Source organism: Streptomyces ortus, from assembly GCF_026341275.1.
Classification (GTDB): Bacteria; Actinomycetota; Actinomycetes; order Streptomycetales; family Streptomycetaceae; genus Streptomyces; species Streptomyces ortus.
This window is the reverse complement of the sequence record NZ_JAIFZO010000002.1, coordinates 666211-685508: the sequence shown is the minus strand read 5'-3', so window position 1 is coordinate 685508 and position 19298 is coordinate 666211. Positions and strand designations below refer to the sequence as shown.

Sequence of the window (19298 nt, the reverse complement as noted above, 5' to 3'; positions counted from 1 at the left end):
TATGAGGGCATAAGGTGGGCTTATGAGTCGGGATGAGGGGACGGACGACCGGCCGGTCCGCGCGGCGGGGAGCGCGGGCGGACTGTCGCACCGGGTGCCCGAGCTGGGCGCGCTGGAACTGCTGCTCGCGGTGGCGCGGCTCGGGAGCCTGGGCCGGGCGGCGCGGGAGCTCGGGATCACCCAGCCCGCCGCCAGCAGCCGGATCCGGTCCATGGAGCGGCAGTTGGGGGTCGCGCTGGTCGAACGGTCGCCGAGGGGGTCGCGGCTCACCGACGCGGGGGCGCTGGTCACGGACTGGGCCCGGCGGGTGGTGGAGGCGGCGGAGGCGTTCGACGCGGGAGCGCAGGCGCTGCGGGACCGGCGGGACTCGCGGCTGCGGGTCGCCGCGAGCATGACGATCGCCGAGTACCTGATGCCGGGCTGGCTGATCGCGCTGCGCGGGCAGCGGCCCGACACGGCGGTGTCGCTGCTCGCCGGGAACTCGACGGTGGTGGCCGAGCGGGTGCTTTCCGGTGAGGCGGACCTCGGGTTCGTGGAGGGGCTGTCCGTGGCGGGCGGACTCGACTCGGTGGTGATCGCGCACGACCGGCTGATCGTGGTCACCGCGCCCGGGCACGCGTGGGCGCGGCGGCGGCGGGCGCTGGACGTGGGGGAGTTGGCGGCGACGCCGCTGATCCTGCGGGAGGAGGGGTCGGGGACGCGGCAGGTGCTGGACGCGGCGCTCGGCGGGCCGGCCCGCCCGCTGATCGAGCTGTCGTCCACGACGGCGGTGAAGGCGTCCGCGGCGTCGGGGGCTGGGCCGGCGGTGCTGAGCGAACTGGCGCTCGGGAGGAGCTTTCCGCTCGGCGGTTGGTGGAGATTCCGTTGGAGGGGTGGGGCTGGGGCGGGACCTGCGCGCGGTATGGCCGACGGGCCACTGCCCGGCGGGCCCGGCCCGGGAGACCTCCTGGACGTTGACCCGGTCATAGGACCTGCCGCAGCCCACCCGCGGGCCGGTGGAGCCGATTGCGCAGTTCCCGCGCCCCTGGTGAGTGCCTCCGGCGGGGTTTGCGCGTGCGGGTCGGCGGGGGCGGGGTGCGCGGTTCCTGCGCCCTGGGGTGGGGGTGGGCCGGGATGTCGCGTGCGGGCCGGTCGGTGTTGCTCGCGCCGTTCCCCGCGCCCTGGGCGGTAGGGGTGGGTCGGGATATGGAGGTGCGGGGCCACTGACCCACACTTGGCATCCGGGTCCCCCCTCACCCTCCCAGGGGCGCGGGGAACTGCGCACTCCAACGGCAGCGGACCCCCACCCCACATCCCAGTCAAAGCCCCACCCCCCAGGGGCGCGGGGAACGGCGCGGGCACCCCGGGTTGGGCCGCAGTCGACATCCCGGCCCAACCTCACCCCCCAGGGGCGCGGGGAACTGCGCACCCGGGCTACGTGGCTGTGGCTGTGGTGGTCAGGGACCTCATTACTTTTAGGTCCGTTCCCATTTCCGGGTGCCACTGGACCCCCAGCGCCCACCCCGCCCCGGAGAGTTCCACCGCCTCCACCGTCCCGTCCTCCGCGAACGCGCTCGCCACGAGCCCCGCGCCCAACCGCCCCACCGCCTGGTGGTGATACGTCGGCACGGACACCTCCCCGCCGACCACCCCCGCGCACAGCGACCCCGGCACCGGCCTCACCACGTGCCGTCCGAACACCCCCACCGCCTCGACATGCCCGTCGATGTGCTGCACGAGCGTCCCGCCGAGCGCGACGTTCAGCAACTGCATCCCCCGGCAGATGCCGAGCAACGGCGTCCCGGACGCCAGCGCCGCCTCGATCAGCGCGAGTTCCCAGCTGTCCCGGGCCCGCGCCTCGGGCCCGCAGCGCGCGTCGCGCTCGGCCCCGTAGCGGGACGGGTCCACATCGGGGCCGCCCGCGATCACCACACCGTCGAGCCGGGCCACGACCCCCGCGGCGTACGCCGGCTCGTCCGGCGGCAGCATCGCGGCGACCCCGCCCGCCGCCTGGACGAGCCGCGGATAGCCGGCCGGCAACAGCGCGGCCTCCAGCTCCCACACCCCCCATCGCGCCGTCTCCAGATACGTACTGACCCCGATCAGTGGCCGGTCGGCCATCCCCACGCTCCCCTCCAAAACTTGCGCACTCATACCTTTGCCGTGAAGCGGCCCGATGCCGGCTACGCCAAGAAGCCGCGCAGCAGCGCCGCCGTACCCGCGCAGTGCTCACGCATCGCCCCGCGCGCCCCCTCCGCGTCCCCCGCCAGCACGGCCTCCACCAGCGCCGCGTGCTGCCGCTGCGAATGCTCCAGGTTGCGTACCAGCAGGGGGATGCAGTCGAGGAGGTCGTTCACCGTCGAGCGGACGGCCGCGTACTGGGCGGTGAGGGTCGGCGAACCGCACAGCTCGGCGAGGGTCAGATGGAAGGCGGTGTCCGTACGGCGGTACTCCGCCAGCGGAGCGTCCCGCGTGCGGGCCAGCGCCTCACGCAGGAGCCGGGCCCGCGCCCCGGAGAGGCCGTGCGCCGCGCAGAGTTCCGCCGCGCCGACCTCCAGTACCTCACGGAAGCGCAGTACGTCCTCGATGTCGACCCTCTCGACGCGCCGGCGCAGCTCGGCCCCGCCCGTCGCCGCCGTCGCCCCGGCACGGGCCCGCACGAACGTGCCCCCGTACCGGCCGCGCCGCGATTCGACGAGCCCCTGGTCCTGCAGCACCCTCAGGACCTCGCGCAGCGTCACCCGGCTGATCCCGAGCCGCTGCGCCAACTCCCGCTCGGCGGGCAGCCGTTCGCCGCCGGGCACGAGGCCCAGCCGGACGACCTGGAGGATCTGCTCCAGCGCCTCCTCGAAGCCGTTGCCCACGCGCACCGGCCGCAGCACCGGCGCCAGCCGGTCGCCGCGGCCTCGACCGTGGCCATGGTGGTGACCGTGGCCGTGCCCGTGTGGATCAGAGTCCGGCATCCGGCCGCGCCCCCTTCCCAAGCAATGGTTCCCGGCCATACCTTATGGCCATTGCCGATCACCGGCGAAGGAGGCCTTTTCCGTGGCAGACCGCACACCCCCGCTCACCGTCGAGGAACTGCACGCCCTCGTCGCGAGCGGCGAGATCGACACGGTCGTCCTGGCCTTCCCGGACATGCAGGGCCGGCTCCAGGGCAAGCGGTTCGCCGCGCGCTTCTTCCTCGACGACGTCCTGCGGCACGGCACGGAGGGCTGCAACTACCTCCTCGCGGTCGACGCCGACATGAACACCGTCGAGGGTTACGAGATGTCGTCCTGGGAGCGTGGTTACGGGGACTTCGCCATGCATCCGGACCTGGCCACCCTGCGCCGCGTGCCCTGGAACGAGGGCACGGCCATGCTCGTCGCCGACCTCGCCTGGAACGACGGCTCGCCCGTCGTGGCCGCGCCCCGCCAGATCCTGCGCCGCCAGCTGGAGCGGCTCGCCGAACACGGCTTCACCGCCAACGTCGGCACCGAGCTGGAGTTCATCGTCTTCAAGGACAGCTACGAACACGCCTGGGACGCCAACTACCGCGGCCTGACGCCCGCCAATCAGTACAACATCGACTATTCGGTGCTCGGTACCGGGCGCATCGAACCCCTGCTGCGCAGGATCCGCAACGAGATGGCGGCGGCCGGGCTGACCGTCGAGTCCGCCAAGGGCGAGTGCAACCCCGGGCAGCACGAGATCGTGTTCAAGTACGACGAGGCCCTGGTCACCTGCGACCAGCACGCCATCTACAAGACCGGGGCCAAGGAGATCGCCTCCCAGGAGGGCGTCTCGCTCACCTTCATGGCCAAGTACAACGAGCGCGAGGGCAACTCCTGCCACATCCACCTCTCCCTCGCCGACGCCGACGGCACGAACGCCATGGCCGGTGACGGTCACGGTGCCGGTGACGGCGGGATGTCGCAGGTCATGCGGTACTTCCTCGCCGGACAGCTGGCCGCGCTGCGGGACTTCTCCCTCCTCTACGCGCCCAACATCAACTCGTACAAGCGCTTCCAGCCGGGCTCCTTCGCGCCGACCGCCGTCGCCTGGGGCCACGACAACCGCACCTGCGCGCTGCGCGTCGTCGGCCACGGCCGTTCGCTGCGCTTCGAGAACCGGCTCCCCGGCGGCGACGTCAATCCCCACCTCGCCGTCGCGGGACTCGTCGCGGCCGGGCTGTACGGCATCGAGCACGAGCTGGAGCTGCCCGAGGCGTGCACGGGGAACGCGTACACCGCGGAGTACGAGCACGTGCCGACCACCCTGCGCGAGGCCGCCGAGCTCTGGGAGAACAGCCCCATCGCCCGCGCCGCCTTCGGTGACGAGGTGGTCGCGCACTACCGCAACATGGCGCGCGTCGAGCTGGACGCCTTCGACGCCGCGGTGACCGACTGGGAGCTGCGCCGCTCCTTCGAACGCATGTGAGAGGTCCTTCGTTGTCGCACACCCCCACCCGGTCCGACCCGCACGACGGGCATGAGCTGCTCGTACTCAACCCGGCCACCGAGGAGGTCGTCGCCACCGTCCCGGGCGCCGGTCCGGCGGACGTCGACGCGGCCGTCGTACGGGCCGGTGCGGCACAGGTCCGCTGGGCCGCCCTCGCGCCGGGCGAACGGGCCCGGCTGCTGCGCCGGTTCGCCGTCGTCGTCGACGAACACCGCGAGGAACTGGCCCGGCTGGAGGTCCGGGAAGCCGGGCACACCCTCGGCAACGCCCGCTGGGAGGCGGGCAACGTCCGCGATCTGCTCGACTACGCGGCCGGGGGAGTGGAACGGCTGACCGGGCGCCAGATCCCGGTGGCCGGCGGCCTCGACGTCACGATCCTCGAACCACTGGGCGTGGTCGCCGTCATCGCGCCCTGGAACTTCCCCATGCCGATCGCGGCCTGGGGCACGGCCCCCGCGCTCGCCGCCGGGAACGCCGTCCTGCTGAAACCGGCCGAGACGACCCCGCTGACGGCCCTGCGGCTGGCCGAACTCGCCCTGGAGGCGGGCCTTCCCGAGCACCTCCTCCAGGTCCTGCCGGGCACCGGATCCGTCACCGGCGAAGCGCTGGTCGAACACCCCGGCGTCGCGAAGATCGTCTTCACGGGGTCGACGGCCGTGGGCAAGCGGGTGCTGGCCAAGGGAGCGGCCCAGCTCAAGCGCGTCACCCTCGAACTCGGCGGCAAGAGCCCCAACATCGTCTTCGCCGACGCCGACATCGAGGCCGCCGCGGCGGCCACCCCGATGTCCTTCCTCGACAACTCCGGCCAGGACTGCTGCGCCCGCACCCGCATCCTCGTGCAGCGTTCGGCGTACGACCGCTTCCTCGAACTCCTCGCCCCCGCGATCGCGTCCGTCGTCGTCGGCGACCCGGCCGACGAGAAGACCGCCATGGGCCCGCTGATCTCCCGTGCCCAGCTGGAGCGCGTACGGTCGTACGGCACCGAGGGCCTGGCGGGCATCCGGGGCACCGCCCCCGACGGGCCCGGCTTCTGGTTCCCGCCCACCGTCCTGACCGGTATCGAGCCCCACGCGCGCGTGGCCGTCGAGGAGGTCTTCGGGCCGGTCGCCGTGGTCCTCCCCTTCGAGGACGAGGCCGAGGCGGTCCGGCTCGCCAACGCCACCGACCACGGCCTCGCGGGCTCCATCTGGACCCGGGACGTGGGCCGCGCCCTGCGCGTGTCGAGCGCGGTCCGCGCCGGGAACCTCTCCGTCAACTCCCACTCCAGCGTCCGCTACTGGACCCCCTTCGGCGGCTTCAAGCAGTCCGGCATCGGCCGTGAGCTGGGCCCGGAAGCCCTGACCGCCTTCACCGAGACCAAGAACGTCTTCATCAGCACGGAGGGCCCCGCACAGTGACCTCGCCGACCTCACCGAACCCCTCGCCCACGTCGGCCGACGCCGTGGTCTGCCGGCGCCTGGTCGGGCGTACCGCCGTCATCACGGGCGCCGGCAGCGGGATCGGCCTCGCCACCGCACGCCGGCTCGCCTCCGAGGGCGCCCACGTCGTCTGCGGCGATGTCGACGAGCCCCGTGGCCGGGCCGCCGCCGAAGAGATCGGCGGGATCTTCGTCAAGGTCGACGTCACCGACCCCGAGCAGGTCGAAGCGCTCTTCCGGACCGCGAACGACACCTACGGGTCCGTCGACATCGCCTTCAACAACGCGGGCATCTCGCCGCCCGACGACGACTCGATCCTGGAGACCGGCCTGGAGGCCTGGAAGCGGGTCCAGGAGGTCAACCTCACCTCCGTCTACCTGTGCTGCAAGGCCGCGCTCCCGTACATGCGGCGCCAGGGCAAGGGGTCGATCATCAACACCGCGTCCTTCGTGGCCCGGATGGGCGCCGCGACCTCGCAGATCTCGTACACCGCGTCCAAGGGCGGGGTGCTGGCGATGACCCGTGAGCTGGGCGTGCAGTTCGCCCGCGAGGGCATCCGGGTCAACGCCCTGTGCCCCGGTCCTGTCAACACCCCCCTCCTCCAGGAACTGTTCGCCAAGGACCCGGAGCGGGCCGCGCGACGGCTCGTGCACATCCCGCTCGGGCGGTTCGCGGAGGCGGACGAGATCGCCGCCGCGGTCGCCTTCCTGGCCAGCGACGACTCCTCGTTCGTGAACGCCACGGACTTCCTGGTGGACGGCGGGATCTCGGGCGCGTACGTCACCCCGCTCTAGCCCCTGTCTGGCGGACGGCCCTGTGCCCGTGCCGGGGGGCGCCTAAGGGCTGTCCCGTAACTCCCGGTGGATCAGCGTGCGGCGTCAGATGCGGTGCATCGCAAGGCGCCGGGTCGCCCTCATACCGGGTGTATTCGGGCGATCCGGCAACGCCGCGAGGTGCCGTAGCTGTCGTCGTGCGCCCGCCGGGAGTTACGGGACAGCCCTTAGAGTGCCGGGATGAGCATGACGACCCCGCCCGGCTGGTACCGGGACCCCTCCGCCCCGCACACGGAGCGCTGGTGGGACGGGACCGCCTGGACCGAGCACCGCCGCACCCCCGGAACACAGCAACAGCCCCAGCAGCTTCACCAGCAGTACCCACAGCAGCAGCCGTACCCGCAGCAGTACGGCGTGGCACCGACGGTGCCGGTGCCGGCACCGTCGGCCGGCGGCTCCGGGCGTGCCAAGGCGGTCGCCCTCACCATCGCGGCGGCCGTCCTCGTCGCCGCCATCGTCACGGGCGCCGTCGTCCTCGGCAAGGACGACGGCGACCCCGGAGCGGCCACCGCGCCCACGGCCTCCGTTCCGGCCGGCGCGCCGTCCTCGGCCTCCGGGTCCGCTGAGCCGTCCGCCGACCCCGGCCTCGTCGTGGACGAGCTGAACGGCATCACCCTGCCGCTTCTCGACGGCTGGGCCCGGCCGAAGAACGTGTCGGACACCGATGTGGTGATGACCACACCCGGGACGTACGACTGCCCGGGCGACGACGGCCTGTGCCGCCACGGCACGGTCATCTCCCGCACTGTGACCGCGAACGACGAGAGGTCCACCGCGGCGCTCGCCCGGGACGACATCTCCGACGCGGCCGATCTGGCGTACGACCGCAACAGGATCGACGAGCGGCCCTTCGGCGGCATCACGTCCCACCGCCTGGTCGAGCAGGGGCAGGTCGCGGTCGCCGGGCGCACCGGGTACTTCGTGCGCTGGCGCGTCAGGACCGAGGCGGGGCCCGGCGGTTACGTCCAGTCGATGGCGTTCCCGTCCAGCGTCGGCTCGGAGTCGCTGGTCATGGTGCGGTACGTCTTCGACGCGGGCGCGGAGGGGCCGCCGCTGGCCGACATGGACCGGATCACCAAGGGGATCCGGCCGGTCGGCGACCAGGACACGGGCGGGGGCGTGGGCAGCGACATCGGACCCTCGCAGTAACGCCCGCCCCGCTCAGGACCTACAGGAACGTGCGGCCCTCACCGCGGTACGTCGGCACCGACGCCGTCACCGTGTCGCCCTCCACGAGGTGCAGCACGTCGAAGCGTTCGCACAGCTCCCCGGCCTTCGCGTGCCGGAACCACACCTTGTCGCCGATCAGCAGATCGTCGGCGGGCGAGCCCAGCAGCGGCGTCTGCACCTCGCCGGCGCCCTCCTGGGAGTCGTACGTCAGCCCCTCGGGGAGGTACGGCTCGGGCAGCCGGTCCGGGCCGGGGGCGCCCGACGCCGGATAGCCGCCGCCGAGGACGGTCACGACACCGACCCCCGGACGGCGCACGACGGGCTGGGCGAAGAGCGCGGCCGGACGCCCGCTGAACGACGTGTAGTTGTCGAAGAGACGCGGAACGTACAGCCCCGACCCGGCCGCGATCTCCGTCACCGAGTCCTCGGCCGCGGTGTGCTGGACGCTGCCCGTCCCGCCGCCGTTGACGAACTCCAGGTCCGGCGCGACCGCCCGGACCGCCCGCACGACGTCCGCCCGGCGCTGCGCCAGCTCCTTGCGGGCCGTCGCCTGCATCAGCCGGATCGCACGCGACCGCAAAGGCCGCCCCCGCAGGGCGTCGCCCACGCCGGCGATGTGCCCCTCGTACGCCATGATCCCGACGAGCCGGAAACCGGGGCGGCGGACGACCGTACGCGCCATGTCGGCGACCTGGGCGGCGGAGTACAGGGGCGAGCGGCGGGCGCCGACCCGGACCCGGCCGCCGAACATCTTCAGCGCGGTGTCCAGCTCCAGGCAGACGCGCACCTCTTCGCGTCCGCCGTCCCGGGCGTCGTCGATCAGTTGCAACTGCGCAGGGTCGTCGATCATGACGGTCACGGCGGCGGCGAGTTTGGGGTCACCGGTGAGTGTCGCGTACGCGGCGCGGTCGGCGGACGGGTAGGCGAGCAGGACGTCGTCGAAACCGGAGCGGGCCAGCCACAGCGACTCGTCGAGCGTGTACGACATGAGCCCGGCGAAGCCGTCCCGGGCGAGGACGCGTTCGAGCAGTGCCCGGCAGCGCACCGACTTGCTCGCGACGCGTACGGGTTTGCCCGCCGCCCGCCGTACGAGGTCGTCCGCGTTGGCGTCGAAGGCCTCCAGGTCCACGATCGCGACGGGGGCGTCAAGGTGGGCGGTGGCCCGGTCGTAGCGGGCTCGGTCTGCGGCGCGGGCTGTCATGTGTGAAGCCTGCCAGACCGGATTACCGCAGGGTAGGGGGACGTTCCGGGCAGATGCCCCGGGCGGCGCGGACTGGTTCCCACGGGCACGGCGTCAGCCCGTAGAGTGACGCGCACGCAAGCGGGGAACGGATCCGGAGGGGTTCCTTCGGCCGGTCTCGGTCGTCCGGGGTCGAGGAAACGGGGGGTGCATGAGCACGGAAGCGCGCCGCGCCTCCATCCCTCCGCGTCCGACGACGCCGCCCGGGACGCAGTCGGGGACGCCGTCCGGGACGTCTGCGGCGGACGGTGACGGAGAGCCGCCGGAGTGGCCCGCGGAGACGGCCCGCCACCCGGATCCGCCTTCGGGGCGTGAGGGCGGGGAGTCCGCCGGGAACGACTGGTTCGGGCCGCGCCGCCCTGTCGGGGTGCCTCCGCGACCGCGTACCGCCGAGGAGGCGGGGCCCCGGAACACGTCGTCGTCCGAGACACCGCGTTTCCCGAATCTCCGCCCTCGCGACGGCGGGCAACGCCACGTCCCCGAGGCGGCCCCGCCCCCGCAGGCGTCGGCCCGCTTCCCGGACACGCCGCCGCGTCCGGCGACGGAGCCGCGCACTCCGCCCGGGGGTGCCGAGTGGGCGGGCGTCACGCCGCGCGCGGGCGCCGGTCCGGTCGCGGACGCGGGCCGTCCCGCTGCCCCGCCGCGTCCGAAGACGGAACCGCGTGCCCCCAGGGGAGGCACCGAGTGGACGAGCGCCCCTTCACGCCCCACGGCACAGCCCACGGCGGGTCCCCCCCCACGCTCCGCGGAAAAGGCGGGTACGCAGCCGGATCCGACGGCGACTCCCACCCAACCTCCGCGCACCGCCCACCAGGACTTCCCGCTCCGCCCCCCGGCCCAGCCGGACGCCTCAACCACCCGACGACCCGAACCCCCGCCACGCCCCCCGCACCGCCACGACCCGGAACGGCCGCCCCGCCCCACAACACAGCCGCGAACAACCGCCGACCACGCCGCCCAGCGCCCCGCCCCCGACCGCACGGACTCCCGCGCGCCCGATACCGCCACGACCCAGCGGCCCGACCCCGACCGCGCCGAGTCCCGTGCGACCGGTGCCGACGCCGCGCAGCGGCCCGCTCCCGGTCGGACCGAGACCGGAGGGGGCGGTGGCGACGCCACGCGGTGGCCCGGTGCGGCCCCGCCCCGCCCTGCGACCGAGCCTCGCGGTACAACGGGCGGCGGTTCAGGTAAGCGGCCTGGTCCGGGCGAGCCCCGGGCGGCTGGTGGCGCGGCAGGGCAGCGGCCCGGTCCGGGCGAGCCCCGTGCGGCCGGTGGCCCCGTAGGGCAGCGGCCCGGCTCCGACCGCGCGGAGTCCCGCGCCACCGGTGCTGACACCGCGCAGCGGTCCGCTCCCGGTCGGGTCGAGCCTGGAGCGGCTGGTGGCCCCATAGGGCAGCCGTCCGGCGACGACCGGAGCGAGTCCCGTGCCACCGGCGGCGACGCAGCGCAGCGCGGCGGGTTGCCGTTGCGGCCCTTTGCTCCGCCCGTGCCCGGGGCCCATCAGTCCTTCGCCCGGCGGACCGGGCCGTCCGGCCAGGTTCCGTCGGAGACGACCACCCGGTTGCGGCCCGTTCCCGCGGAGCCCGCCGAGCCGCCTGCGGCAGCGCCGCGCCCGGTACCCGGTACGGGGCGCGCGTTCCGGGGTGAGTCATTCACCGGTGAGTCGTTCACGGCGCCCTCCCGGCCCACCCCCGCCCCTCCGCAGGAGCCCCCGCTCCGGCCGTTCGTGTCCCTCGCGGAGCCGGACACGTACGACGCCGACACCGCGCGGGTGCGTCCGACGGGTCCCCGCCGGCGCAGCAGCGTGGCCGCCGCCGCGGCCTGCGTGGTGCTGGGGCTCGGCCTCATCGGCGGCGCGCTGACGGGGAGTTGGCTCACCGGGGACAGCTCGGACGGGCCCGGCACGCCCGACGCGTTCACCGCGGCGGGCGAGCTGTGGCACAGCGTGCCCGTCGACAAGCTCTTCCCGCCCACGGTCAAGGGCGACGGCGCGGGCCCCGGCGGCGCCGACCGCACCTGGACCCGTATCGCCGTCGCCCCCGACAGCGGCTGCGGCGACGCCTTCGACCCGCTCCTGCAGAAGGCACTCGCGCCCGCCGGCTGCCTGCGCCTCCTGCGCGCCACCTACACGGACGCGACCCGCAGCCACGTCACCACCGTCGGCCTGCTCTTCACGAAGGCCGACTCCGCCGCCATGGGCGTACTGCACCGCCGCTTCGAGGAACAGGGGCTCGCCACCCGGCGCGACCTCATGCCCCGTACGTACGCGGCCGAGGGCACCCCCGCCGCGGGCTTCGGCGACGGCCAGCGCGCGGCCTGGACCCTGTCCGTCCTGACCGACGCCCCGGTCGTCACCTACGCGGTCTCCGGCTTCGCCGACGGCCGCTCCGTCGGCGACCCGCAGCCCGCCGCGGACGCGACGAAGGCCGACGCCACCACCCCGCCCGCCCAGGCCGGCCTCGGCCACGACGCGCAGGGCCTCGCCGACCGCGTCGAGCGAAGCCTCCGTAAAACCGTCGACTCGGCCACGGAGAAACCCTCATGAGCCGCAGGGCGCCCCGCGGCAGGGCCCTGCTGGTCGCGACGCTGGCCGCCGGTCTCGCCCTCCTGCCCTCCACCGCCGCCCACGCCGACGGCATCCGCGCCAAGCAGTGGGCGCTGGAGGCGATGCACACGAGCCAGGCGTGGCAGACGACGAAGGGCGCGGGCATCACCGTCGCCGTCCTCGACACGGGCGTCGACGACGAACACCCGGACCTCGCGGGCAACGTCCTCCCCGGCAAGGACATGGTCGGTTTCGGCGCCGGCCGCGGAGACCGCCCCTGGGCCCGGCACGGCACGGCGATGGCCGGCATCATCGCGGGCCACGGCCACGGCTCGGGCAACGCCGACGGAGTCATGGGCATCGCCCCCGAAGCGAAGATCCTCCCCGTCCGCGTGATCCTCGAAGACGGCGACTCGGCCCGCGGCAAGGCCCGCAACACCCGCGGCAACGCCCTCGCCGAAGGCATCCGCTGGGCCGCCGACCACGGCGCCGACGTCATCAACCTCTCCCTCGGCGACGACTCCAAGTCCGCGCACCCGGAGCCCGCCGAGGACGCCGCCGTGCAGTACGCCCTGAAGAAGGGCGCCGCCGTCATCGCCTCGGCCGGGAACGGCGGCGAGAAGGGCGACCACATCTCCTACCCGGCGGCCTACCCGGGCGTGATCGCCGCGACCGCCGTCGACCGCTACGGGACCCGCGCCTCGTTCTCCACCCGCCGCTGGTACGCCACGGTCAGCGCCCCCGGCGTCGACGTGGTGATAGCCGATCCGGACCGGAAGTACTACGAGGGCTGGGGCACGAGCGCCGCGTCGGCCTTCGTCTCGGGAGCCGTCGCCCTGGTCAAGGCCGCCCACCCCGGGCTGTCCCCGGCGCAGATCAAGGACCTCCTTGAGGACACGGCCCGCAACGCTCCCTCCGGGGGCCGCGACGACTCCCTGGGGTACGGCTTCGTGGACCCGGCGGCGGCCATCAAGGCGGCGGCCGGTCTGAAGCCGGAGAACCTGAGGGCGGCGGCCAACTCCGACCAGTACTTCGGCCAGGGCCCCGACACCGCCGAGGACGACGGGCCCTCCACCGCCTGGGCCGGGCCCCTGGCGGGCAGCGTCGGCGGCGTCCTCCTCGTCATGGCGGTCGTCCTCTGGCGAGGCAGCAGACGGCCCCGCCACCCCGGCACCCCGTAAGCCCCCTCGGGCATCCCGTAAGCCTCAGTGCTCCGCCCAAGCCTCAGCGCCCCGCCCCAGGCCTCAGCTCTCGGCCGCCCCCGCCATGGCGCTCACCGCGGCCTTCGCCGCCGCCTCCACCATCGAAATCCCCTTGGCCTTCGTGGAGTTGCCGTCCGACAGCACCGCGAGGAGATACGCGCGCCCGTCCACCTCCACCCGCCCGACGCTGTTGATGTCCCACAGCCCGGTCGCGGTCCGCGGCAGCCACCCGTTCTTCAAGGCGAACCCGGTCGGCCCCGCGGCCGACACCCCCCAGTCCTGCCCCGCCGCGATGTCGCCCATCAGCCCCCGCACATAGGCCCGGGAGCCCGCGTCCAGCTCCGAGTCGGCCGCGTCCCCGAACACCTGCCGCAGCAGGGTGAGTTGATCGGCGGCCGTGGTCTGCGTCAGCCCCCACAGCAGCCCGTCCCCGCCCTCGGTGCCGTCGAGGCCGAAGCGCGCGTTGGCCGCCGCCAGCCCCGGCGCCCGGCCGATCGCCTCCCACAGCGCGGTGGCGGACGCGTTGTCGCTGTCGCGGATCATCGCGGAGGCGTACGTCTTCTCCCGCGCGGTCAGCTCCCGCCCCGCGTCCTGCGCCCGCAGCAGCAGCGAGGCCAGGATGTCCGCCTTCACGATGCTCGCGGTGTCGAACGCCCCGTCCCCGTACACCGCGCTCCGGCCGGACCCCATGTCCAGCACCGCCACCGAAAGGCGCGCCCCGGCCTCGACGGCGACGGAGCCCATCGCCTCGGCGAGCAGCGCGTCCCCGGACACCGGGGTGGGCTCCGCGGACGTGGACGCCGTCACAGGTTCCACCGTCGCCTCCTTCGTGGCCGTCCTTCGCGATGACGCCGACGAGGATACGAGTTCGCCGGAGTCGTGGGCCCGCGCCGTCACGTGCACCGCCCCCGAGGCCGTGGCGCCGAGCAGGACGAGGGAGGCGATCGCCGCGCGCCCGAGCGGCCCGGCGCGGGACGGTCGGTCACCGGGCCGGCGTGCTCTGTGAGGGAACATGCCACGAGCCTGGGGCGTCCCACTGTGCGCTCGATGAGCCGCGTGTGAGAAGCGTGTCAGGGATCGCTGAGAAACCCCTGAGTCCCGTGAACGCCCTGTTTCCGCACCGGGCGGGCACGGGCAAAGGGCGCGATCCGTCCGGCGGACCGGGCGGGTGAGCGGCACCGATAGGCTCGGTGCCCGTGGCGAACAAGAACATCCCCGACCCCGGTTTCTCCGACGACGACGGCTCCGCCGATCCCCGGCTGAGCGCCGCCCTCGCGGCGTGGGCCGAGGACCGGTCCGCGCACGGCCCCGTCCTGGCGGCCCTCAAGGACGCGCGGCTCCTCGTACCGGTGGTCGCCGTGCTCGGCGAGGTCGAGGAGGACGAGAACGGCCTGCGCCGCGAGAAGACCAGCGACATGGCCGTCCCCACCCTGAAGGCCGGCGACCGCACCGCGCTGCCCGCCTTCACCTCCACGCAGTCGCTGGCCCGCTGGGACCCGGCGGCCCGCCCCGTCGCCGTACCCCTGCACCAGGCCCTCCAGGCCGCCGCGCACGAGAAGGCCGACACGGTCGTCCTCGATCTGGCGGGGCCGGTCGCCTACGAGCTGACCGGACCGGCGCTGCTGGCGCTCGCCGAGGGGCGTACGACGGCGGACCCGCTGGCCGACCCGGCCGTGATCACGGCGGTACGCGCCGCGGTCGCCGCCGAACCCCTGGTGCTCCGCGCCCATCTCGGCCCCGGACAGGCCGACGGCACCCTGGCCCTCGTACTGGACCCGGCCGCCGCCCCGGCCGACACCGCACAGGCCGTCGCCCGGCGGCTCGCGGCCGACGAGACACTGCGGGCCCGCCTGGTGCGCGGCCTCGACCTGGCACTTCTGCCGGCCGAGGCGACGCCACCGGGCGAGCCCCTGTACGTACGCGAGCAAGAACTTACTTAGTTAGTTCGTCAATCGGATCCCCGGACCCCGGACCCCCGGAACAGGTTCAGGCTCAGCCGTAGACCGGGCCCGTGTACTTCTCGCCCGGGCCCTGGCCCGGCTCGTCCGGGACGAGTGACGCCTCGCGGAACGCCAGCTGCAGCGACTTCAGGCCGTCGCGCAGCGGCGAGGCGTGGAAGGAGCTGATCTCGGTCGCGGACGCGTCCAGCAGCCCGGCCAGGGCGTGGACCAGCTTGCGCGCCTCGTCGAGGTCCTTGTACTTGTCGCCCTCCTCGGACAGGCCGAGCTTCACGGCGGCGGCGCTCATCAGGTTCACGGCGACCGTGACCAGGACCTCGACCGCGGGGACCTCGGCGATGTCACGGGTCATGTCGTCGAAACCGGGGGACTCAGGAGGGGTGTCACTCATGCCCCACACGATAGGCCCCGGCCTGTCGGGACCGGCGCCCGCACACCGATTCGCCCCGCCCGAGGGGAGCTGCTAACCTTGTGTAACGACCGGCCGGACACTCCTGTGCCCGGCCCACAAGTGGAGGCTCCGAACTCCCACCCGACCATCCTCCGGGAAGGCGGGTCACCCGGTCAGGCGGCCCCCATCGTTCCGTACGGACGATGGAGCCGCTGGATATGCGCCCCGCGGTTGACCGCGGCGGTGCTCCGGTCACCCTTGGAGCCACCGCCTGTGTCCCGTCCGGGGCATTTTTCATGTCCCACGGCGGTTGGTCCAGTGAGAAGACGTACGCGAGCTGTCTGCCAGACAGCCGTGTGGTGCTATCCGAGGAGGATCCATCAGCGCCGAGCCCCGCATCAACGACCGGATTCGCGTTCCCGAGGTACGACTTGTAGGTCCCAGCGGTGAGCAGGTCGGGATTGTCCCGCTTGCCAAGGCCCTGGAGCTTGCGCAGGAGTACGACCTCGACCTGGTCGAGGTGGCCGCGACCGCGCGTCCGCCGGTCTGCAAGCTCATGGACTACGGCAAGTTCAAGTACGAGTCGGCCATGAAGGCCCGTGAGGCGCGCAAGAACCAGGCGCACACGGTCATCAAGGAGATGAAGCTCCGGCCGAAGATCGACCCGCACGACTACGACACCAAAAAGGGTCACGTCGTCCGGTTCCTCAAGCAGGGCGACAAGGTCAAGATCACGATCATGTTCCGTGGTCGCGAGCAGTCCAGGCCGGAACTCGGCTACCGACTGCTGCAGCGGCTCGCCTCGGACGTCGAGGACCTCGGGTTCGTCGAGTCGAACCCGAAGCAGGACGGCCGAAACATGATCATGGTTCTCGGCCCGCACAAGAAGAAGACCGAGGCGATGGCCGAAGCCCGCGAGGCCCAGGCGGCACGCAAGGCGGAGGCGAAGGCCAACCCTGGCAAGTCGCAGAACCACGCGGGTGACGACATCTCCGACGGGGAGGTCGCCGAGACCGAGGCCGTGGAGGCCCCGGCCGAGGCTCCCGCCGAAGCCTGATCCCGGGATGCGAGTCCCAGGGGTTTCCGGACGCGAGTCCGGGGACGTCAACCGATCCATATGACGTTCCGTTGTGCCCGGTCTGACGACCGGGCACAGGAACGCCACCGACGAGGAGAGAACGGCGCCATGCCGAAGAACAAGTCGCACAGCGGTGCCAGCAAGCGCTTCAAGATCACCGGCTCCGGCAAGGTGCTCCGCGAGCGTGCCGGCAAGCGCCACCTGCTCGAGCACAAGTCGTCGCGCGTGACGCGCCGCCTCACCGGCAACGCCGAGATGGCCCCGGGCGACGCCAAGAAGATCAAGAAGCTTCTCGGCAAGTGACGTCGCGGCGCCTCGGCGCCGTGCGTCAGAACCGGGACCCCATCGATTTCGGACCGTGTGACGACCACCACGGTCCCGCTACAAGGAGTTAACAAGTGGCACGCGTCAAGCGGGCAGTCAACGCCCACAAGAAGCGCCGGGCGATCCTCGAAGCCGCCAGCGGCTACCGCGGTCAGCGTTCGCGTCTGTACCGCAAGGCCAAGGAGCAGGTCACCCACTCCCTGGTCTACAACTACAACGACCGCAAGAAGCGCAAGGGCGACTTCCGTCGGCTGTGGATCCAGCGCATCAACGCTGCGGCCCGCCAGAACGGCATGACGTACAACCGCCTCATCCAGGGTCTGAACGCCGCCAACATCGAGGTGGACCGCAAGATCCTCGCGGAGCTGGCCGTCAACGACGCCAACGCGTTCGCCGCGCTCGTCGAGGTCGCGCAGAAGGCCCTGCCGTCGGACGTCAACGCGCCCAAGGCTGCGTGACGCTGGCGCTGGCCCCGGCCGGAACCTCCGTGTGGGCTCGCTTGCCTCAGGGCTGCGGGCCCACATTTGTCTGTCCAGGTGCGCAACCGAAGGTGAGTCGATGTCCAGCGGTCCCGAGCTGATCTCCCCCCGCTCGCAGCGCGTCTCCGCCGCCCGGCGGCTCGCCCGGCGCAGCTTCCGGGGCAAGGAGCGGCTGTTCCTCGCCGAGGGGCCGCAGGCCGTGCGGGAGGCCGCCGCCCACCGCGTGGGAACCGGGCCCGCCCTCGTCGAACTGTTCGCCACGGTCGACGCCGCCGAGCGGTACGCCGACATCGTGGCGGAGGCCAGGAACGCCGGAGCCCGCCTGCACCTCGCCGCCGACGACGTGATCGCGGACATCTCGACGACCGTCACCCCGCAGGGACTCGTCGGGATCTGCCGCTTCCTGGACACCCCCTTCGAGGAGATCGTCGCGGCGCGGCCCCGGCTGGTCGCCGTCCTGGCCCATGTGCGCGACCCCGGGAACGCGGGCACCGTCCTGCGTTGCGCCGACGCGGCCGGCGCCGACGCCGTCGTCCTCACCGACGCCTCCGTCGACCTCTACAACCCCAAGGCCGTACGGGCGTCCGTCGGCTCGCTGTTCCATCTGCCCGTCGCGGTCGGCGTACCCGTGGAGCAGGCCGTGCGGGGGCTCAGGGACGCCGGCGTACGCATCCTGGCCGCCGACGGCGCGGGCGAGGACGACCTCGACGACGAACTCGACAAGGGCACCATGGGCGGGCCGACCGCCTGGGTCTTCGGCAACGAGGCGTGGGGGCTCCCGGCGGAGACGCGCGCGCTGACGGACGCCGTCGTGCGCGTACCGATCCACGGCAGGGCCGAAAGCCTGAACCTCGCGACGGCCGCCGCCGTATGTCTCTACGCGTCGGCTCGTGCGCAGCGTGCCCGCCGTGCTCGTTCCTGAGGGGGTCCGTCCGGTCACTCCCAGCTAGTAGGGTGACGGCCCGGGGACTCGCCCCCAAGCTCTCGGCTGCGCTTGAGCAGGGAGGTTGCCCCGGATGCCGGACGAGAGGTGGGGTACGGGGATGGGTGTCGGCACAAGCGGTGCGCAGAGCGCGCTGCGGGCACACGAGGTGCGGAGCGCTCCCGCGCCCCGGACCGCCGATCCCGCTCCCGTGAACCTTGAAGAGTTCGGCATCGACCCCGACACCCTCCCCGACGGCCTGGTGATAGCCGACGAACGCGGCCGGGTGATCTGCTTCAACGCCGCCGCGGTCCGGATCACCGCCACTCCCGCCGCCGAAGCCCTCGGCCACCATCTGGAGCGGGCCCTGCCGCTGGAGGACCTCGAAGGCCGCCGCTGGTGGCAGCTGACCGACCCGTACGGCGGACTGGCGATCCGGGTCGGGCAGCCCGAGCGCAACCTCCTGCTGCCGGGTGGCCGGGAGGTCCTGGTCACGGCACGGTACGTACGGGTGCGGCCCACCGGCCCGGTCCGCCGGGTCGTCGTCTCGCTGCGGGACACCGAGGGCCGCCGCCGCACCGAACGCAGCCACGCCGAGCTGATCGCCACCGTCGCCCACGAACTGCGCTCGCCGCTCACCTCCGTCAAGGGCTTCACGGCCACGCTGCTCGCCAAGTGGGAGCGCTTCACCGACGACCAGAAGAAGCTGATGCTGGAGACGGTCGACGCGGACGCCAACCGGGTCACCCGGCTCATCGCCGAGCTCCTCGACATCTCCCGCATCGACTCCGGACGCCTGGAGGTACGGCGTCAGCCGGTGGACATAGGCGCCGCCGTCGGCCGCCACATCCAGGCGTACGTGGCCTCGGGGCAGTCCGCCGACCGCTTCCTGCTGCGCATCGGCCAGCCGCTGCCCGACCTGTGGGCCGACCCCGACAAGGTCGACCAGGTGCTCAGCAACCTGCTGGAAAATGCGGTGCGGCACGGCGAGGGAACCGTCACCATCGACGTGGAGCCCGCGCCGTCGCCCCGCGAAGGGGAGGACGTCTGCACGTCGGTCACGGTGAGCGACGAAGGCTCCGGAATCCCGGAGGAGTCCATGAACCGCGTCTTCACCCGCTTCTGGCGGGGCAGCAAGCGCGGCGGCACCGGCCTCGGGCTGTACATCGTCAAGGGCATCGTCGAAGCCCACGGCGGCACCATCACCGTCGGCCGCGCCCCCGAGGGCGGCGCGCAGTTCCGATTTACGCTGCCCGTGGGCACCCCGGCGTATCTGCTCTGACGCCGTAGCGGCCCCCACGGGCGTCTTCGTACCC

At 73.2% G+C, this 19298-nt stretch carries 17 protein-coding genes and 2 pseudogenes; 13 read left to right on the top strand and 6 right to left on the bottom strand.

What is annotated here, in order from left to right:
* The first annotated feature begins 22 nt into the window (after positions 1–22).
* Positions 23–968: pseudogene (locus tag K3769_RS06290) on the top strand (LysR family transcriptional regulator).
* Between the two features lie 445 nt (positions 969–1413).
* Here the strand turns inward: K3769_RS06290 and K3769_RS06285 are convergent.
* Both K3769_RS06285 and K3769_RS06280 read right to left on the bottom strand, forming a co-directional pair.
* Positions 1414–2100: a gamma-glutamyl-gamma-aminobutyrate hydrolase family protein gene (locus K3769_RS06285; protein WP_267025454.1), complete on the bottom strand. Its 687-nt coding sequence runs from the start codon at positions 2098–2100 to the stop codon at positions 1414–1416.
* A gap of 62 nt (positions 2101–2162) precedes the next feature.
* Positions 2163–2942, bottom strand: coding sequence for a FadR/GntR family transcriptional regulator (locus K3769_RS06280; protein WP_267025453.1), 780 nt, complete (start codon positions 2940–2942; stop codon positions 2163–2165).
* An 82-nt stretch (positions 2943–3024) separates the two neighbouring features.
* Between K3769_RS06280 and K3769_RS06275 the strand changes: the two genes are divergently transcribed.
* The 4 genes from K3769_RS06275 (at position 3025) to K3769_RS06260 (ending at position 7822) form a co-directional block, all read left to right on the top strand.
* On the top strand, positions 3025–4401 hold the full coding sequence (locus K3769_RS06275; protein WP_267025452.1) for a glutamine synthetase family protein: 1377 nt from the start codon (positions 3025–3027) through the stop codon (positions 4399–4401).
* Positions 4402–4412: 11 nt separating this feature from the next.
* Positions 4413–5819: an aldehyde dehydrogenase family protein gene (locus K3769_RS06270; RefSeq protein WP_267025451.1), complete on the top strand. Its 1407-nt coding sequence runs from the start codon at positions 4413–4415 to the stop codon at positions 5817–5819.
* Positions 5816–6634, top strand: a complete 819-nt coding sequence (locus tag K3769_RS06265) for a 3-oxoacyl-ACP reductase (protein WP_267025450.1) — start codon at positions 5816–5818, stop codon at positions 6632–6634. The genes K3769_RS06270 and K3769_RS06265 overlap by 4 nt, the downstream gene beginning before the upstream one ends.
* A 219-nt stretch (positions 6635–6853) precedes the next feature.
* Entirely contained in the window at positions 6854–7822 is a 969-nt protein-coding gene (locus tag K3769_RS06260; protein ID WP_372514873.1) for a DUF2510 domain-containing protein, read from the top strand.
* Between the two features lie 19 nt (positions 7823–7841).
* On the opposite strand, the gene K3769_RS06255 is transcribed toward K3769_RS06260, so the two are convergent.
* Both K3769_RS06255 and K3769_RS06250 read right to left on the bottom strand, forming a co-directional pair.
* Positions 7842–9044 carry an amino acid deaminase/aldolase gene (locus K3769_RS06255; protein WP_267025449.1) on the bottom strand — a complete coding sequence of 401 codons (1203 nt, stop codon included), beginning with the start codon at positions 9042–9044 and terminating at the stop codon, positions 7842–7844.
* Between the two features lie 1222 nt (positions 9045–10266).
* Positions 10267–10584 carry a hypothetical protein gene (locus K3769_RS06250; RefSeq protein WP_267025448.1) on the bottom strand — a complete coding sequence of 106 codons (318 nt, stop codon included), beginning with the start codon at positions 10582–10584 and terminating at the stop codon, positions 10267–10269.
* A 225-nt stretch (positions 10585–10809) separates the two neighbouring features.
* On the opposite strand from K3769_RS06250, the gene K3769_RS06245 reads away from it, so the two are divergent.
* Positions 10810–11628 carry a hypothetical protein gene (locus K3769_RS06245; protein WP_267025447.1) on the top strand — a complete coding sequence of 273 codons (819 nt, stop codon included), beginning with the start codon at positions 10810–10812 and terminating at the stop codon, positions 11626–11628.
* Complete coding sequence (gene mycP / locus K3769_RS06240; protein ID WP_267025446.1) at positions 11625–12809, top strand: type VII secretion-associated serine protease mycosin; 1185 nt, start codon at positions 11625–11627, stop codon at positions 12807–12809. Before K3769_RS06245 ends, mycP begins: the two co-directional genes overlap by 4 nt.
* A 63-nt stretch (positions 12810–12872) precedes the next feature.
* Here the strand turns inward: mycP and K3769_RS06235 are convergent, their stop codons facing one another.
* Complete coding sequence (locus K3769_RS06235) at positions 12873–13844, bottom strand: serine hydrolase (RefSeq protein WP_267025445.1); 972 nt, start codon at positions 13842–13844, stop codon at positions 12873–12875.
* 182 nt (positions 13845–14026) lie between these two features.
* On the opposite strand from K3769_RS06235, the gene K3769_RS06230 reads away from it, so the two are divergent.
* The gene (locus K3769_RS06230) at positions 14027–14770 is read left to right on the top strand and encodes an SseB family protein (RefSeq protein WP_267025444.1); all 744 of its coding nucleotides are present in this window, start codon (positions 14027–14029) and stop codon (positions 14768–14770) included.
* A 52-nt stretch (positions 14771–14822) separates the two neighbouring features.
* Here the strand turns inward: K3769_RS06230 and K3769_RS06225 are convergent, their stop codons facing one another.
* A complete protein-coding gene (locus tag K3769_RS06225; RefSeq protein ID WP_107019820.1) occupies positions 14823–15179 on the bottom strand; it encodes a DUF1844 domain-containing protein in 357 nt (118 codons plus the stop codon).
* 354 nt (positions 15180–15533) lie between these two features.
* Here K3769_RS06225 and infC point away from each other — a divergent pair.
* From infC to K3769_RS06200, 5 genes and pseudogenes are all read left to right on the top strand, one after another.
* Positions 15534–16236: pseudogene (gene infC, locus K3769_RS06220) on the top strand (translation initiation factor IF-3).
* Between the two features lie 129 nt (positions 16237–16365).
* Positions 16366–16560 (top strand): 50S ribosomal protein L35, encoded by a 195-nt coding sequence (rpmI, locus tag K3769_RS06215; RefSeq protein ID WP_019065473.1) that lies wholly within the window; start codon positions 16366–16368, stop codon positions 16558–16560.
* Positions 16561–16655: 95 nt separating this feature from the next.
* Positions 16656–17039 (top strand): 50S ribosomal protein L20, encoded by a 384-nt coding sequence (gene rplT, locus K3769_RS06210; protein ID WP_024494113.1) that lies wholly within the window; start codon positions 16656–16658, stop codon positions 17037–17039.
* Between the two features lie 100 nt (positions 17040–17139).
* The gene (locus K3769_RS06205; RefSeq protein ID WP_267025443.1) at positions 17140–17982 is read left to right on the top strand and encodes a TrmH family RNA methyltransferase; all 843 of its coding nucleotides are present in this window, start codon (positions 17140–17142) and stop codon (positions 17980–17982) included.
* A 121-nt stretch (positions 17983–18103) separates the two neighbouring features.
* Positions 18104–19264 carry a sensor histidine kinase gene (locus K3769_RS06200; protein WP_267025442.1) on the top strand — a complete coding sequence of 387 codons (1161 nt, stop codon included), beginning with the start codon at positions 18104–18106 and terminating at the stop codon, positions 19262–19264.
* The last annotated feature ends 34 nt before the right edge of the window (positions 19265–19298 follow it).

Bases quoted from the DNA above. Each gene is read 5' to 3' on its own strand.
- K3769_RS06205 (WP_267025443.1), top strand. From the start codon at position 17,140: ATGTCCAGCGGTCCCGAGCTGATCTCCCCCCGCTCGCAGCGCGTCTCC.
- K3769_RS06255 (WP_267025449.1), bottom strand. From the start codon at position 9,044: ATGACAGCCCGCGCCGCAGACCGAGCCCGCTACGACCGGGCCACCGCC.
- K3769_RS06250 (WP_267025448.1), bottom strand. From the start codon at position 10,584: ATGGGCCCCGGGCACGGGCGGAGCAAAGGGCCGCAACGGCAACCCGCC.
- K3769_RS06280 (WP_267025453.1), bottom strand. From the start codon at position 2,942: ATGCCGGACTCTGATCCACACGGGCACGGCCACGGTCACCACCATGGC.
- K3769_RS06200 (WP_267025442.1), top strand. From the start codon at position 18,104: ATGGGTGTCGGCACAAGCGGTGCGCAGAGCGCGCTGCGGGCACACGAG.
- K3769_RS06285 (WP_267025454.1), bottom strand. From the start codon at position 2,100: ATGGCCGACCGGCCACTGATCGGGGTCAGTACGTATCTGGAGACGGCG.
- K3769_RS06225 (WP_107019820.1), bottom strand. From the start codon at position 15,179: ATGAGTGACACCCCTCCTGAGTCCCCCGGTTTCGACGACATGACCCGT.
- mycP (WP_267025446.1), top strand. From the start codon at position 11,625: ATGAGCCGCAGGGCGCCCCGCGGCAGGGCCCTGCTGGTCGCGACGCTG.
- rpmI (WP_019065473.1), top strand. From the start codon at position 16,366: ATGCCGAAGAACAAGTCGCACAGCGGTGCCAGCAAGCGCTTCAAGATC.
- K3769_RS06235 (WP_267025445.1), bottom strand. From the start codon at position 13,844: ATGTTCCCTCACAGAGCACGCCGGCCCGGTGACCGACCGTCCCGCGCC.
- K3769_RS06260 (WP_372514873.1), top strand. From the start codon at position 6,854: ATGAGCATGACGACCCCGCCCGGCTGGTACCGGGACCCCTCCGCCCCG.